General features: G+C 72.8%; 16 protein-coding genes and 1 tRNA gene. 9 read left to right on the top strand and 8 right to left on the bottom strand.

All coding sequences use genetic code 11. From position 1 onward, the window contains the following. The first annotated feature begins 92 nt into the window (after window positions 1–92). The 5 genes from KPL60_RS27700 to rplA all read left to right on the top strand — a co-directional run bounded on the left by KPL60_RS27700 (window position 93) and on the right by rplA (window position 2,958). Window positions 93–168 (top strand) — tRNA-Trp (locus KPL60_RS27700). A 132-nt stretch (window positions 169–300) separates the two neighbouring features. After that, window positions 301–648, top strand: coding sequence for a preprotein translocase subunit SecE (gene secE, locus KPL60_RS27695; RefSeq protein ID WP_062397901.1), 348 nt, complete (start codon window positions 301–303; stop codon window positions 646–648). A 58-nt stretch (window positions 649–706) separates the two neighbouring features. Further along, window positions 707–1,645 carry a transcription termination/antitermination protein NusG gene (gene nusG / locus KPL60_RS27690; protein ID WP_226367648.1) on the top strand — a complete coding sequence of 313 codons (939 nt, stop codon included), beginning with the start codon at window positions 707–709 and terminating at the stop codon, window positions 1,643–1,645. Between the two features lie 71 nt (window positions 1,646–1,716). Further along, the gene (rplK, locus tag KPL60_RS27685; protein WP_073576496.1) at window positions 1,717–2,151 is read left to right on the top strand and encodes a 50S ribosomal protein L11; all 435 of its coding nucleotides are present in this window, start codon (window positions 1,717–1,719) and stop codon (window positions 2,149–2,151) included. A gap of 84 nt (window positions 2,152–2,235) precedes the next feature. Beyond that, on the top strand, window positions 2,236–2,958 hold the full coding sequence (rplA, locus tag KPL60_RS27680) for a 50S ribosomal protein L1 (protein WP_226353855.1): 723 nt from the start codon (window positions 2,236–2,238) through the stop codon (window positions 2,956–2,958). A gap of 72 nt (window positions 2,959–3,030) precedes the next feature. Here the strand turns inward: rplA and KPL60_RS27675 are convergent, their stop codons facing one another. The 4 genes from KPL60_RS27675 to KPL60_RS27660 form a co-directional block, all read right to left on the bottom strand. After that, window positions 3,031–4,131, bottom strand: a complete 1,101-nt coding sequence (locus KPL60_RS27675; protein ID WP_226367647.1) for a CaiB/BaiF CoA-transferase family protein — start codon at window positions 4,129–4,131, stop codon at window positions 3,031–3,033. A 59-nt stretch (window positions 4,132–4,190) separates the two neighbouring features. Continuing rightward, window positions 4,191–4,475 carry a hypothetical protein gene (locus KPL60_RS27670; RefSeq protein WP_226353853.1) on the bottom strand — a complete coding sequence of 95 codons (285 nt, stop codon included), beginning with the start codon at window positions 4,473–4,475 and terminating at the stop codon, window positions 4,191–4,193. A 92-nt stretch (window positions 4,476–4,567) separates the two neighbouring features. Then, window positions 4,568–4,978, bottom strand: coding sequence for a sterol carrier protein (locus KPL60_RS27665; RefSeq protein WP_226353852.1), 411 nt, complete (start codon window positions 4,976–4,978; stop codon window positions 4,568–4,570). A 141-nt stretch (window positions 4,979–5,119) separates the two neighbouring features. Continuing rightward, window positions 5,120–5,785, bottom strand: coding sequence for a response regulator transcription factor (locus tag KPL60_RS27660; protein WP_226353851.1), 666 nt, complete (start codon window positions 5,783–5,785; stop codon window positions 5,120–5,122). A gap of 64 nt (window positions 5,786–5,849) precedes the next feature. Here KPL60_RS27660 and KPL60_RS27655 point away from each other — a divergent pair, with 64 nt between their 5' ends. Together KPL60_RS27655 and KPL60_RS27650 are read left to right on the top strand one after the other, a co-directional pair. Beyond that, window positions 5,850–7,133, top strand: a complete 1,284-nt coding sequence (locus KPL60_RS27655; protein ID WP_226367646.1) for a sensor histidine kinase KdpD — start codon at window positions 5,850–5,852, stop codon at window positions 7,131–7,133. 82 nt (window positions 7,134–7,215) lie between these two features. Continuing rightward, window positions 7,216–8,322 (top strand): NDMA-dependent alcohol dehydrogenase, encoded by a 1,107-nt coding sequence (locus KPL60_RS27650; protein ID WP_226353849.1) that lies wholly within the window; start codon window positions 7,216–7,218, stop codon window positions 8,320–8,322. Window positions 8,323–8,393: 71 nt separating this feature from the next. Here KPL60_RS27650 and KPL60_RS27645 read toward each other — a convergent pair whose 3' ends face one another. Genes KPL60_RS27645 through KPL60_RS27630 form a run of 4 tightly spaced genes read right to left on the bottom strand, consistent with a single transcriptional unit; the run spans window position 8,394 to window position 11,914 of the window. Then, the gene (locus KPL60_RS27645) at window positions 8,394–9,413 is read right to left on the bottom strand and encodes an LLM class F420-dependent oxidoreductase (RefSeq protein WP_226367645.1); all 1,020 of its coding nucleotides are present in this window, start codon (window positions 9,411–9,413) and stop codon (window positions 8,394–8,396) included. Then, complete coding sequence (locus tag KPL60_RS34920; protein WP_226367644.1) at window positions 9,410–10,684, bottom strand: cytochrome P450; 1,275 nt, start codon at window positions 10,682–10,684, stop codon at window positions 9,410–9,412. Before KPL60_RS34920 ends, KPL60_RS27645 begins: the two co-directional genes overlap by 4 nt. A gap of 37 nt (window positions 10,685–10,721) precedes the next feature. Continuing rightward, window positions 10,722–11,501 carry a coniferyl-alcohol dehydrogenase gene (locus KPL60_RS27635; RefSeq protein ID WP_226367643.1) on the bottom strand — a complete coding sequence of 260 codons (780 nt, stop codon included), beginning with the start codon at window positions 11,499–11,501 and terminating at the stop codon, window positions 10,722–10,724. Continuing rightward, on the bottom strand, window positions 11,498–11,914 hold the full coding sequence (locus KPL60_RS27630; RefSeq protein WP_226353845.1) for an SCP2 sterol-binding domain-containing protein: 417 nt from the start codon (window positions 11,912–11,914) through the stop codon (window positions 11,498–11,500). The genes KPL60_RS27635 and KPL60_RS27630 overlap by 4 nt, the downstream gene beginning before the upstream one ends. Window positions 11,915–12,016: 102 nt before the next feature. On the opposite strand from KPL60_RS27630, the gene KPL60_RS27625 reads away from it, so the two are divergent. Both KPL60_RS27625 and KPL60_RS27620 read left to right on the top strand, forming a co-directional pair. Continuing rightward, on the top strand, window positions 12,017–13,450 hold the full coding sequence (locus KPL60_RS27625; RefSeq protein ID WP_226367642.1) for an aldehyde dehydrogenase family protein: 1,434 nt from the start codon (window positions 12,017–12,019) through the stop codon (window positions 13,448–13,450). Window positions 13,451–13,569: 119 nt separating this feature from the next. Continuing rightward, entirely contained in the window at window positions 13,570–14,094 is a 525-nt protein-coding gene (locus KPL60_RS27620) for a TetR/AcrR family transcriptional regulator (RefSeq protein WP_226353843.1), read from the top strand. Window positions 14,095–14,321 lie beyond the last annotated feature (227 nt).

Below are 14,321 nucleotides of genomic sequence, written 5' to 3'. Positions count from 1 at the left end.
GCCCGCGGAAGCGGGTGCGTACACTCGTTCCAGCCGGACGCACCGGACGATCCGTTGCGTCCGCCCCGCCGCCACGTGGCGGATCGGGGCAAAGGGGTGTAGCTCAATTGGCAGAGCAGCGGTCTCCAAAACCGCAGGTTGCAGGTTCAAGTCCTGTCACCCCTGCCACGACGCCGCAGGCCGCCGGAGATCACGGCGGCGCGGCCGACGGCACGGACGGCGAAGCGACGAGGGTTCTCCCGAAGCGGAGGACGTGACCGAGGGCGGGCGGACGCCCGCCACGTGCGGAGGGCGACACGCGTGAGCGACGAGCACGAGTCGGAGCGGCCCGGGCGGGAGCGCCCGAGCAACGCCGCCGACCGTCGTGGGCGGCGGGCCTCCGGCTCCGCGAGCACCCCCGGCAAGGGCCGTGCCACCCCGACCCGCGCCACCGCGGCGACGAAGGAGAAGAAGCCGTCGCTCTTCGCCCGGCTCGCCCGGTTCCTGCGGGAGGTCGTCGCCGAGCTCCGCAAGGTCATCTGGCCCGACCGCGGCCAGATGGTGAAGTACACCATCGCGGTCCTGATCTTCGTGTCGATCATGGTGGCGCTGGTGTTCGTGCTGGACTCGGCGTTCGCCGAGGGCGTCGCCCTGCTGTTCGGCAACTGACGCGAGTACGAACGCCGACCGGCTCCGACCGACACCGAACAATGGAAGCGAGTAGGACGTGACCTCCGACAGCAAGGCGTACGACGAGGCGGCCGACGAGGCCGCGATCGACGCCGTCGCCGAGAACGCGGCCGACGAGACGCTGCCCGAGCAGTCCGTCCAGGACGCCGACGTCGAGGCGGCGCACGGTGAGGACGCCGTCTCCGGCGACTACACCGAGGCCGACGACGACAGCACCCCCGGCGCCGAGGCGGAGACGCTGGACGGCGAGGGCGAGACGGTCCCGACCGCCGGGGACGCGGACGACGCCGACTCCGGGGACGCCGACACCGAGGGTGCCGACGCCGTCGCGGAGGAGCCGGCCGAGGACGTGGACCCGGAGGAGGAGCTGCGCGCCGCACTGCGTCGCGCGCCCGGCGACTGGTACGTCGTCCACTCCTACGCGGGCTACGAGAACAAGGTGAAGTCGAACCTCGAGACCCGGGCGCAGACCCTGGACGTCGAGGACTACATCTTCCAGGTCGAGGTGCCCACCGAGGAGGTCACCGAGATCAAGAACGGGCAGCGCAAGAAGGTCCAGCGCAAGGTGCTGCCCGGCTACATCCTGGTGCGGATGGAGCTCAACGACCAGTCCTGGGGCGCGGTGCGGAACACGCCGGGCGTCACCGGTTTCGTCGGCGCGACGTCCAAGCCGTCGCCGCTGACGATCAACGAGGTCGTGAAGTTCCTGCTGCCGAAGGTCGAGGCCCCCAAGAAGGAGGCCGAGGCCGGCAGGACCGCGTCCGGCGGCGGCTCCGGCTCGTCCGGCGGCGCCCCCACCATCGAGGTCGACTTCGAGGTCGGCGAGTCGGTCACCGTCATGGACGGCCCGTTCGCCACGCTCCCCGCGAGCATCTCCGAGGTCAACGTCGACGCCCAGAAGCTCAAGGTGCTGGTCTCGATCTTCGGCCGGGAGACCCCGGTCGAGCTCGGGTTCAACCAGGTCTCCAAGATCTGATCGCACCCGTGAGGAACGTCCGCGGCATGGCAGGGCCGCGCGGCGTGCACATCGATCACTGAGGAACGGACATGCCCCCCAAGAAGCGGAAGCTCTCCGCGATCATCAAGCTCCAGATCCAGGCAGGCGCAGCGACGCCGGCCCCGCCGGTCGGCCCCGCACTGGGCCAGCACGGCGTCAACATCATGGAGTTCTGCAAGGCCTACAACGCGGCGACCGAGGCCCAGCGCGGCAACATCGTGCCGGTCGAGATCTCGGTCTTCGAGGACCGGTCGTTCTCCTTCGAGCTGAAGACCCCGCCCGCGGCGCGGCTCCTGCTCAAGGCGGCCGGTGTCGAGAAGGGCTCCGGCGAGCCGCACAAGACCAAGGTCGCCAGCGTGACCATGGCCCAGGTCCGGGAGATCGCCCAGGTCAAGATGAACGACCTGAACGCGAACGACCTCGACCAGGCCGCCAAGATCATCGCCGGCACCGCCCGGTCGATGGGCATCACGGTCGACGGCTGAGCGAGCCCCCCACACCACCCGTACGCGTGGGAGAGCCGGGCGCGGCTCCTACCACGACCTGACCTCTGAAGGAGACGAGGACAGATGGCACAGCGCAGCAAGGCCTACCGTGAGGCCTCCGCGAAGATCGACGCGGACCGCCTCTACTCGCCGCTCAGCGCGGCGAAGCTGGCCCAGGACACGGCCAGCAAGAACACCGACGCGACCGTCGAGGTCGCGATGCGGCTGGGCGTCGACCCCCGCAAGGCGGACCAGATGGTCCGCGGCACCGTGAACCTGCCGCACGGTACCGGTAAGACCGCCCGGGTCATCGTGTTCGCCACCGGCGACAAGGCCACCGAGGCCGAGGCCGCCGGCGCCGACGCCGTGGGCGCCGAGGACCTCATCGAGCGGATCCAGGGCGGGTGGCTCGACTTCGACGCCGCCATCGCGACCCCTGACCAGATGGCCAAGGTCGGCCGCATCGCCCGCATCCTCGGCCCGCGTGGCCTGATGCCGAACCCGAAGACGGGCACCGTGACGCCGGACGTCACGAAGGCCATCAACGAGATCAAGGGCGGCAAGGTCAACTTCCGGGTCGACAAGCAGGCCAACCTGCACCTCGTCATCGGCAAGGCCTCGTTCGACACCGAGAAGCTGGTGGAGAACTACGGCGCCGCCTACGACGAGATCCTGCGGCTCAAGCCGTCGGCCGCCAAGGGCCGCTACGTCAAGAAGATCACCGTCTCCACCACCACCGGGCCGGGCATCCCGGTGGACCCGAACCGCACCCGCAACCTGCTGGTCGCGGACGAGGAGACCGACTGATCGGCTGATCAGCGCCTGACACGACGACGCCCCCGGTTCCCTGCGGAACCGGGGGCGTCGTCGTGTGCGGGGTCAGGCCCAGTCGCGCAGGACGTCCTCGACGCTCTCCGGTCCGGTGCCGCGACCGGCGGTCTCGGTGACCGTGCGGGAGAAGCGCGGAGCCGGCGCGGCCTGGGGCACGCCGTCGGAGGTGACGATGGTGCCGCGCGCGGTCAGGTGCGCGTTCTCGCGGGCCTCGGCGAACGACAGCACCGGGGTGGTGCAGGCGTCGGTGCCCTCGAAGACCGCGGCCCACTCGTCGCGGGGCTTGGAGGCGAACACCTCGGTGAACCGGGCCCGCATGGCCGGCCAGCCGCCGCGGTCGTACTGCGGGCCGAGCTCGTCCTCGGTGAGCCCCAGGCCGGCGATGAGCTGGGCGTAGAACTGCGGCTCCAGCGCCCCGACGGCCATGTGCCCGCCGTCGGCGCAGGTGTAGGTGTCGTAGAACGGGGCGTGCCCGTCGAGCAGGTTGGAGTCGCGCTCGTCTACCCAGGCGTCCTGGGACAGGAAGCCCCAGAACATCTGGTTCAGCACGCTGACGCCGTCGACCATGGCGGCGTCGACGACCTGGCCCTGCCCGGAGGCCTTCGCCTCCCAGATCGCGGCCAGCACGCCGACGACGAGCAGCATCGACCCGCCGCCGAAGTCCCCGACCAGGTTCAGCGGCGGGACCGGGCGCTCCCCGGCACGGCCGATCGCGTGCAGCGCACCGGTCATTGAGATGTAGTTCAGGTCGTGCCCGGCGCGCGGCGCCATCGGGCCGTCCTGGCCCCAGCCGGTCATCCGCCCGTAGACCAGGCGCGGGTTGCGGGCGTGGCAGTCCTCGGGGCCGACGCCGAGGCGCTCGGTGACGCCCGGCCGGTAGCCCTCCAGGAGGACGTCGGCGGACTCGACCAGCCGCAGCACGGTCTCCCGGCCCGCCGGGTCCTTCAGGTCCGCGGTGACCGAGCGACGGCCGCGCGCCGTCGGGTCGGGCACCGCGTCGGACCCGAGCTTCAGCCCGCCCGACGGCCGGTCGATGCGGACGACGTCCGCCCCGAGATCGCCCAGGATCATCGCCGCGTGCGGCCCCGGCCCGATCCCGGCCAGCTCGATCACCTTCAGTCCGGCCAGCGGACCCTTGCCCCGTGTCACCGTGGACCTCCTCGTCGCGCGAATGGTTCCCGGCGACGGTAGCGACCCGGCGCCGGTGCTCAGCCGGTCGACTCGCGAGCCGGCTCCTCGTAGTCCCAGATGTCCTTGCCGATCTCACGGACGGGATGGTCGGTCTCGTCCCGTTCCTGGATCGTGTAGGCGTAGCGGCCGTGCTGCCAGCCGTCGCGCGTCGCGACCTCCAGCAGGCAGGCCTCGGCCCAGCCGTGCCACTCGTCGAAGTCGCGGGGCAGCGGGTCGGGTGCGTCGCACTCGATCTCGGTCATCCGGTGCAGCACGCCCCGCAGCGGCTGCCAGGCGTGCACGTCCAGCCAGATGTTGTCCATCGCCGGCGCCTCCGTCGGGTGGGGTCGACCCCCAGTCTCGCCGGGCGCCGTCGTGGCGGGCCGGACGGCCGGGGGTCTTCACCCGATCGTGGTCAGGCCTTCAGCAGGTCCTCGCGGCCCTCGGCCTCGAGCTTCGCCTTGTACGGGCCGAAGAGCTGCTTGGCGATCGGCAGCAGCTTGAGGACCTTCGAGACCGGGCCCTTGGCGCGGACGTCGCCCTTGGCCAGCGCGACCGGGAGGATGACCTTGCCCAGCCAGAACCGGTTGCCGGTGTCGGCGGACATGAACAGCTCGATGTTCGGGTCGGGGCCCTGCCCGGCGCCGGTGTGGATCTCCGAGTTCGGCATGTCCACGGTGAGGACGGCGTCCGGGTTCGTGTAGGTGATCCGCAGGACGACCCCGGACGGCTGCAGCTTCGCCACCAGGTCCGGGTCGGCCATCCCGATCCGGAACACCCCGCCCAGGTACTCGTAGACCTCGGCCTCGTCGGCGAACACGGCCATCAGCGCCTCCTCGCGAGATGTGGCCGGGCAGGATGCCGCCCGGCACGTCGCGGCGAGTCTGTCCCGCGCCGTCCGGGGCGCGCAGCCGATCACCGGGCCAGGCTTGGCCCGTCCGGGCCGTGCGGCGGGCCGGGGCGGATCTCAGCGACCGGCCGGGTGCTCGTCGAGCAGCCCGCAGCGCCCCGCCAGCGCGGCCGCCTCGATCCGGTTCGCCGCGCCCAGCTTGTGCAGCAGCGAGGCGATCATGCGCTTGGCGGTGCGCTCGCTGACCAGCATCGGGCGGGCGATGTCGGCGGTCTCCAAACCCCGTGCCAGCAGCGTCCACAGCTCGATGTCGCGTTCACCGAGCCGGTCGAGCAGGCCGTCGGCGGTGCGGTCGGCCGCGACGAGCAGGGCGTCGAGCAGCTCCGCGCGCAGCACCCGCACCCCGGCCGCGATCGACAGCAGTGGCGCGACCAGCACCTCCGGGTCGGCGGACTTGCCCAGGTAGCCGTCGGCGCCGGCGCGCATCGCGGCGGCGGCGAGGTCCAGGTCCTCGGTGCCCGACAGCGCCAGCACCCGGGTGGCGGGGTAGGCGGCCTTGACCCGGCGGATCGTCTCCACCCCGCCCAGCGGGGGGAGTGCGAGGTCGACGATCGCGATCCCGGCCCGGTGCTTCCCGACCAGCGCGACGGCGTCCTCCCCGGCGGTGGTCGAGTCCGCGACCCGGAAGGTGTCCCCGGCGCGGGACTCCAGCAGCAGGGCGAGGCCCTGTGCGAACAGGGCGTGGTCGTCGACGATGACGACCACGTGCGGCGCTGTCGGCACGGGCGGCACGGTCGGTGAGCCTAGTGTGGCCGCCGACCCCGTCCGCTCCCGAGAGGCCCCGACCGTGACCGCGCCCGCCGGTGAACTGCCCGAACGCACCCGGGAGGAGCGCCAGGCCGTCGTCCTGAGGATCTGTGTCGTGCTCGGCGCGGTGGGCCTGCTGGTGGCCCGGCCGGACCTCACCGGGGGCGGACCGGTCGTGGCTGCCGTCCTGATCGGGCTGAGCGCGGTCTACGCGGCCGCGCTCGGGGTCGTCTCGGTGCTCCGCGGGCGGCTGCCCGTCCCGCCGGCCGTGCTGACCGGGGTCGACGGTCTGCTAGCCCTGCTCGCCTGCGGGCTCACCGGTGGGGTGGCGAGCCCGATGGTGGCCGCGCTCCCGCTGGTCGTCATCGCGATCGCGCTGCGCGGCGGGCACCGGCTCGGGCAGCTCGTCGCTCTCGGTCTCGGCGTCGGCTACACCGCGGCGGCGCTGCTCGGCTCCGCCCCGGGGGTCACGGTCGGCGCCGCGGTCGTCGCGGGACTGTGGTGGACCGGTTTCCTGTTCGCGACGGCGGTGCTCACCGGGGTCCTCGTGCGCCTGCTGGAACGCCAGCTCGCCGACATCGCCACCACCCGGGCCCGGGCCGAGAGCGAGCACGAGCGCTACCTGTCCGAGCGTGCGCTGCGGGACCGGATCGTGTCCCAGAGCCGGGCCCGGCTCGACGGGGCCCGCGTCGTGCTGCACGAGTTCCGGACCCCGGTCGCCTCGCTGACCGCGCTGTCGGCCGACCTCGCCGCGGGCAGGCTGGGCGGGGACGCCGCCCGGCGGGCGTCGCGGCTGCTCGCCGACCACGCCGCCCACCTCCAGGACATGCTCGACGGGCTGGCCGACCTGGCCGTCGCCGACGGCAGCCCGCTCGGGCGCGACCGGCCCCGCCGCGTCGCGCTCGCCGAGCTGGCCGACGCCGTGCTCGACGCCGCCGGGATCGCCGCGCACCGGCGGCACCCGGTCGTCGAACCGGCCGGGGCCGCGGTCCACTGCGACCCGCAGCGGCTGCGCCGGATGCTCACCAACCTGGCCGAGAACGCCGCCCGGCACTCCGGTGACGAGGTCGTGGAGCTGCACCTGGCCCACGACGGTGCCGTGCTCACCGCCGAGGTCCGCGACCGCGGGCCCGGGCTGCCCGCGGGGCAGGAGGGCGTCGTGACGGCCAAGGGCGTCGCGCTGGGGGAGCGCCGCGGTACGGCCGGGCTGGGCCTGTGGATCGCCGAGGCGCTCGCGTCCGCGATGGACGGTGAGCTGAGCCTGCTCCCGCGCGAGGGCGGCGGCCTCGTCGCCCGGCTCACCCTGCCGCTCGCCGGCGCCTGAGGACCGGTCTGGCACCCGGGGGCCAGCGCTGGCGCGGGCGACGGCTGTGCCGGAGGTCTCCGCCCGGCCAGGATCGACCGCCATGCGTACGACGGCAGCGGTGCTGTGGGAACCCGGTGGCAAGTGGGAGATCGAGGAGGTCGAGCTCGACTCCCCGAACGCCGGGGAGGTGATGGTCGAGCTGACCGCGTCGGGGCTGTGCCACTCCGACGAGCACCTCGTGACCGGTGACCTGCCCGCGGTCCTGCCGATGGTCGGCGGCCACGAGGGCGCGGGCCGGGTCATCGAGGTCGGCCCGGGCGTCACCGAGCTCGAGATCGGCGACCCGGTCGTGATGACCTTCCTGCCCTCCTGCGGGCGCTGCCCGTACTGCTCCAAGGGCCAGCCGAACCTCTGCAACGACGGCGCCGGAGCCACCCTCGGCCCGCAGCTCGACGGCACCTACCGGTTCCACGCCCGCGGCGAGGACCTGGGCCAGATGTGCCTGCTCGGCACGTTCGCCCGGCACACCGTGGTCCCGGTGAAGTCCGCCGTGAAGATCGACGAGGGCTTCCCGCTCGACCTGGCCGCGCTGGTCGGCTGCGGCGTCACCACCGGCTTCGGCTCCTCGGTGCGCACCGCCGACCTGCGGGCCGGGGACACCGCCGTCGTCATCGGGATCGGCGGCATCGGTGCGAACGCGGTGCAGGGCGCCCGGGCGGCGGGCTGCCGCTACGTCGTGGCCGTCGACCCGGTCGGGCACAAGCGGGAGCGCTCCCGCGAGCTGGGCGCCACGCACGTCGCCGCGAGCATCGACGAGGCCTGGGAGATCGTCAGCGAGGTGACCCGCGGGCAGATGGCCGAGGCGGCGATCCTGTGCACCGGCGTCGCGATGGGCGACGACCTGCAGCCCGCGCTGCAGCTGGTCGGCAAGCGAGGCCGGGTCGTCGTCACCGCGCTGGCCCGCGCCGAGGAGGAGACGGCGTCGCTGTCGCTGCTCGACCTCACGCTCTACGAGAAGCAGATCCGCGGCGCGCTGTTCGGCAGCTCCGCGGCGCAGTTCGACATCCCGCGCCTGCTGGAGATGCACAACCTCGGCCACCTCAAGCTCCGTGAGCTGATCACCAAGGAGTACACCCTCGACCAGGTCAACGAGGGCTACGAGGACATGCGTTCCGGACGCAACATCCGCGGCCTGATCCGCTACTGACCGCCCCCGGCGCGCACCGACGGCCCCGGCCCGCACGAGCGGGACCGGGGCCGTCGGCGTGGGGGAGCGGGTCAGCCGTCGACGAGCTCGCGCACGGTGCGCAGGTGCTCCGGGCTGCCGTCGACGACCATCGTCGTGACCAGCGAGTCGCGGAACACCGGCAGCTCCTCGGCGATCTTCGCCTTCGGGCCGATCAGGGCCACCTGCTCGACCATCGAGGTCGGGATGGCCTTCGCGGCCGCGTCCTTGTCCCCGCCCAGGTAGAGCTCCTGGATGCGGGCGCACTCGTCGTCGTAGCCCATGCGGGCGAAGACCTCGTAGTGGAAGTTAGCGCCCTTGGCGCCCATCCCGCCGATGTAGAGCGCGAGGAACGGGCGGATCCGGTCCGCGGCGGCCTCGATGTCGTCGTCGACGACGACCTGCACCATGCAGACGACCTCGAAGCCGTCCGGGCGCCCGCCGCGGGCGGCGAACCCGGCGTCGAGGGACTCGCGGTAGTGCGCGTCGTGCCGGGGCGCGTAGAACAGCGGCTGCCAGCCGTCGGCGATCTCGGCGGCCAGTGCGACGTTCTTCGGGCCCTCGGCCGCGAGCAGGATCGGCAGGTCGGTCCGGTACGGGTGCAGCGTCGAGCGCAGCGGCTTGCCCAGCCCGGTGCCGCCCGGGTACGGGATCGGGTAGTGCGGCCCGTCGGAGCCGACCTTCTCCCGGGCGATCGTGTCCCGCAGGACCGCCACGTACTCCCGGGTGCGGGCCAGCGGCTTCGGATACGGCTGCCCGTACCACCCCTCGACGACCTGCGGCCCGGACGCGCCGATGCCCAGCACCATCCGCCCGCCGGACAGGTGGTCCAGGGTCATGGCGGCCATCGCCGACGCGGTCGGGGTGCGCGCGGACATCTGCACGACCGAGGTGCCCAGGCGCATCCGCGTGGTGCGGGAACCGAGCCAGGACAGCGGGGTGAACGCGTCCGAGCCGTAGGCCTCGGCCGTCCACATCGAGTCGAAACCCAGGTCCTCGGCGGCGTCGACCTTCTCGACGGTGCCGGGGGGCGGGCCGGCGCCCCAGTAGCCCAGGGCCAGTCCGAGCTTCACGACGCCGTCCCGAAGGTCACCGGGAGCCGCTTGATCCCGTTGATGAAGTTGCCGGTGAGGAACTCCGGCTCGCCCACCGACAGGTCCGGGACGCGGGTGAGGAGCTCGTGGAACAGCGCCCGCAGCTGGGTCTTGGCCAGGTGGTGGCCCATGCAGAAGTGCGGGCCGCCGCCGCCGAAGCCGACGTGCGGGTTCTCGGCGCGGGTGATGTCGAAGACGTCCGGGTCGGCGAAGACGGCGTCGTCGCGGTTGCCGGAGTGGTAGAAGAGCACGACCCGCTCGCCCTCGGCGATGCGCTGCCCGCGGATCTCGGTGTCGCGGGTCGCGGTGCGGCGGAAGGTCAGCACCGGGCTCGCCCAGCGGACGAACTCCTCGACGGCCGGCTTGATCCGGTCGTCGAACTCCTCGGTGAGCAGCCGCTTCTGCTCGGGGTTGCGGTCCAGCGCGAGGATCGCGTGGCTGGAGGTCTGCCGGGTGGTGTCGTTGCCCGCGACGCAGAGCAGCACGAAGAACGCCGCGATCTCCTCGTCGGTGAGCGCGTCGCCGTCGACCTCGGCCTGGACCAGGGCGGTCATCAGGTCGTCGGCGGGCTCCTCGCGGCGCAGCGCGGACAGCTCGAACGACGCGGTGTGCAGCGTCATCAGCCCGTTGAGCAGCACCGCCATCGGGTCGCCCTCGCCGATGTAGTCCGGGTCGTTCCAGCCGACCATGGCGTTGGCGGCGTCGGCGACCTCCTGCCGCTTGTCCGGCGGGATGCCGATCATCTGCGAGATCGTCCACATCGGCAGCCGCGCCGCGACCGCGGTCACGAAGTCCGCCGAGCCGTCGCCCGCGAGCAGGTCGTCGACGATGATCCGGGCCTGCTCGGCGATCTGCTCCTCGATCTGCCGGACCCGACGCGGGGTGAACACCGAGCTGATGACCTTGCGCTGGCGGTGGTGTCGCGGTGCGTCCATCGCGAGGATGGAGTGCGCGGCCTCCAGCATGTCCTCGGGCACGTCCTCCAGCATCACGCCGCCGTACTGCTGGCCGGACGCGAAGGTCTCGGCGTCGCGGCTGACGGCCTGGATGTCGGCGTGGGTGACCAGCGCCCAGAACCCGGGGGCATCCGGGTCGGGGAGCAGGTCGGTCTCGGCCGGGGGGTGCCAGGACAGCGGTCGCTCGCGGCGCAGCTCGGCGAACCGCTCCTCGCGGGCGTCCGGGGTCTGCGCCCAGAACGCCTGGGTGGAGATGTCGAGCGGGTCGTACGGGCGCTTCTCCGTCGTGGTCACGGGGTTGCCTCCTCGCGGTTGCGTCGTCGGAACCGGATCAGATCTCGGGTGGGGGGATCATGCCCGTCAGCACGGCACCGCTGATGCCGCCGTCGGCGACGAGCGCGTGCCCGTTGATCCAGGCGGACTTCGGGCCGGCCAGGAACAGCACCGGTCCGGCGATGTCGGCGGGGGCCGCGTGCCTGCCGAGGAACGCGGCGAGCGCGTCGAGGTTCTCCTTGCCCATCGACTCCTCGAAGTCGCCGAGGATGGGCGTCTCGACCGGCCCGGGGCAGACGGCGTTCATCCGCACCCCGTTCTCGCCGAACACGGGGGCCATGAGCATCGTGTAGACGATCAGGGCCTCCTTCGAGAAGTTGTAGGTGTTGCCCGCCTGCGGGTGCTCGGCGAACCAGGCGAGCCCCTCGTCGACGGTGTCGGTAGCGAGCAGCTCGCGCAGCGCCGCCAGCCGACCCGCCCAGGCGTAGCCGGCGATGGAGGCGACGTTCACGATCGCGCCACCGGGGCGGATCCGCTCGACGACCGACTCGGTCAGGTGACGGAGCCCGAGCAGGTTCACCCGCAGCACGAGCTCCGCGGGCGCGGTGCCGGGCACCCCGGCCACGTTGCAGAGGGCGTCGAACTCCCCGTCGAGGGCGGCGACGGCGGCGTCGATCGACGCGACGTCGGACAGGTCGCAGTGCACGTGCCGCGCGACGCCGACGGGGGTGTCCTTCAGGTCCAGCGAGACGACCTCGTCGCCGGCGTCGACGAACCGGCGCGCGACCTCGGCGCCGATCCCGGACGCGGCACCGGTCACCAGTACCCGGCGGCTCACTTGGTGACCAGGAGGTCCTCGCGGCCGTCGGCCTTGAGACGCTCGACGTAGGCCGGGAACAGGCGCTTGGACAGCGGCGCGAGCTGCAGGAGCTTGGTGACCGTGCCGTCGACCTTCACCTTGCCCTTGGCCATGGCGAAGGTCAGGTTGACCGTGCCCTGCCAGTAGGCGTTCGCGGTCTCGGTGGACATGGTCATCGTGGCCTGCGGCTCGGGGGCGCCGTCGTCGGAGCCCTTCCAGACCTTGGCCCCGGGCAGGTCGATGATCAGCGCGGAGTCGGGGTCGGTGCACTGCTGGCGCAGGACCAGGCCGGTGCCGCGGAGCTTGGGCTCCAGCTCGGGGTCGGCCAGTGCGGTCTCGAAGATGCCACCGATGTAGCGGTACAGCTCGTCCTCGTCGGCGAATCCGGGCACGGTTCCTCCACGTCGTCGTGTGTGCGCGTCCTTGCCACCCGAACGTAACGTAGATTACGTTACTGCGAAAGTACCCGACCCCGACGACGTGGAGTGCCGGCGATGACCGTGACCAGGACCGGGGAGCCCACCGGGGCCACCGACGACGCCTCCGACGACGCCTCCGACGGCACGAGCGTCCGCGAGCAGGTCGCCCGCCTGCGGACCACGTTCCGTGGTGGCCGTACCCGCGACCGGAGCTGGCGGCTGCGCCAGCTGAGCGGTCTCGAGCGGATGCTCACCGAGGCCGAGGACGAGTTCGTCGCGGCCCTCGCCGCCGACCTCGGCCGTCCCCGCGTCGACGCCTGGATGGCCGACCTGGCCCCGACCGTCGCGGAGTCCCGCCACGCCCGGAGGCACCTGCGCCGCTGGATGCGCCCGCACCGGGTCGGCCTGCCGCTGTCGGTGCAGCCGGGGTCGGCGCGCTGGGTGCACGAGCCGCTCGGGGTCGTGCTGGTCATCGGGCCGTGGAACTACCCGGCGTACCTCACGCTCGCGCCGCTGGTGGCCGCGTTCGCGGCCGGGAACTGTGCCGTGGTGAAGCCCTCGGAGTACGCGCCCGCGACCGCGGAGGTGCTCGCCCGGCTGCTGCCGCGCTACACCGACCCGGACGCCGTCGCCGTCGTCACCGGAGGGCCGGGGGAGACCCAGGAGCTGCTCGCCCAGGGCCTGGACCACGCGTTCTTCACCGGCAGCCCGGAGGTCGGGGCGAAGGTGATGGCCGCCGCGGCGCCGCACCTGACCCCGGTCACGCTCGAGCTGGGCGGGAAGAGCCCGGTGATCGTCGCCGCGGATGCCGACGTCGAGGTCGCCGCGCGCCGGATCGCCTGGACCAAGCTCATGAACTCCGGCCAGACCTGCGTCGCCCCGGACTACCTGCTCGTCGACTCCGCCGTCCGCGACGAGCTGGTCGAGCGGCTGGTCGCCGAGACCGCGCGGATGCGCGGCGGCGCGGGCGGGGGCGTGCGGATCGTCGACGCCCGGCAGGCGGCGCGGCTCGCGGGCCTGCTCGCCGACGACCACGGGGGCACCGTGGTGGCCGGCGGGACGATCGACCCGGAGACCCGCACCGGGGAGCCGACGGTCGTGCTCGACCCGCGGCCGGGGTCCCGGCTGATGACCGAGGAGATCTTCGGCCCGATCCTGCCGGTGCTGACCGTCGACGGTGTCGACGCCGCGATCGCGCACGTCAACGCCGGTCCGAAGCCCCTGGCCGCCTACGTGTTCACCGGCTCGTCGCGCACCGCGGAGCGGGTCACCCGCGAGGTCCCCGCCGGGGCGACCGTCGTCAACCACCTGATGTTCCACGTGCTGGTGCCCCAGCTGCCCTTCGGGGGAGTGGGGCGCAGCGGCTCCGGGGCCTACCACGGGCGGTTCGGGTTCGAGACCTTCTCGCACCGGCGGGCGGTGTTGCGCAAGCCTGCCCGGCCCGACCCCGGCATCGTCTACCCGCCCTACGACGGGCGGACCGAACGCCTGCTGCGCAGGATCTTCTGATCGGACACGCGTCCGGCGTGGCACCCTGGTGGGTCGGCACGGGTCGTGGAGAGGGGGCGGGCGGGGTGGCCAGGAGAGCGGGTCGGCAGATCGCTGCCGAGCAGTACTACGACGCTGCGATGTCGATCCTCGCGCGCGAGGGCGCGGCCGGGCTCAAGATCGGTCCGTTGTGCCGGTCGCTCGGCGTGACCAGCGGGTCGTTCTACCACCACTTCGGCGGCTGGGCGGGCTTCGTCCGCGGACTGCTGCGCTACTGGGAGGCCGAGCAGACCGACCGGATCGTCGAGCTGGCCCGGGCGACCGCGGACCCGGTCGAGCGCATCGACGTGGTCAAGCAGCTCACGGTGGCCCTGCGGCACGACGCCGAGGCCGCTATCCGGGCCTGGGCCCAGATCGACCCCGAGGTCGGCCGCGCCCAGGCGCGGGTGGACGTGCAGCGCCGGATCGCGCTGGAGCAGGTGGTGGCCGACGTCGTGCCCGACCCGGACGACGCCCGCAGGCTCGCCGTCTTCGGCATCTCGCTGATGGCCGGCTACCAGCAGACCTGCGACCCCCGCGACCGCGATCTCCTGCGTGCCCTGTTCGACGACTACCAGCGCCTCATCCTGTCGCACGCCCCGCACGTGACGCCGCCGATCGGGTGATCCTCCGGGCGGGTGGGGGCGTGGTCGCCGACTCGGTCGTACAACGGCAATCGGGCCGTTCGGACCAGCCCTGATACCCGGCCGGGAGCACTGTTACCCACGGTCCGCAACATTGCGCGGTGATCTGTAACCCACGGTAACCATAACGTAGATTACGGCATGGTCGCCGATCGCCGACCCCGCCGACCCGCCAGTAACCCCTGACGCGCAGACTCGTTGTTCCGTTC

The sequence above is a fragment of the Pseudonocardia sp. ICBG162 genome (assembly GCF_020496225.1).
In the GTDB taxonomy this organism is placed as follows: domain Bacteria; phylum Actinomycetota; class Actinomycetes; order Mycobacteriales; family Pseudonocardiaceae; genus Pseudonocardia; species Pseudonocardia alni.
This window is presented reverse-complemented; position numbering and strand designations above follow the sequence as displayed.

Bases quoted from the DNA above. Each gene is read 5' to 3' on its own strand.
- KPL60_RS27650 (WP_226353849.1), top strand. From the start codon at position 7,216: ATGCGTACGACGGCAGCGGTGCTGTGGGAACCCGGTGGCAAGTGGGAG.
- KPL60_RS27620 (WP_226353843.1), top strand. From the start codon at position 13,570: ATGTCGATCCTCGCGCGCGAGGGCGCGGCCGGGCTCAAGATCGGTCCG.
- KPL60_RS27625 (WP_226367642.1), top strand. From the start codon at position 12,017: ATGACCGTGACCAGGACCGGGGAGCCCACCGGGGCCACCGACGACGCC.
- KPL60_RS27670 (WP_226353853.1), bottom strand. From the start codon at position 4,475: ATGGACAACATCTGGCTGGACGTGCACGCCTGGCAGCCGCTGCGGGGC.
- rplA (WP_226353855.1), top strand. From the start codon at position 2,236: ATGGCACAGCGCAGCAAGGCCTACCGTGAGGCCTCCGCGAAGATCGAC.
- rplK (WP_073576496.1), top strand. From the start codon at position 1,717: ATGCCCCCCAAGAAGCGGAAGCTCTCCGCGATCATCAAGCTCCAGATC.
- KPL60_RS27665 (WP_226353852.1), bottom strand. From the start codon at position 4,978: ATGGCCGTGTTCGCCGACGAGGCCGAGGTCTACGAGTACCTGGGCGGG.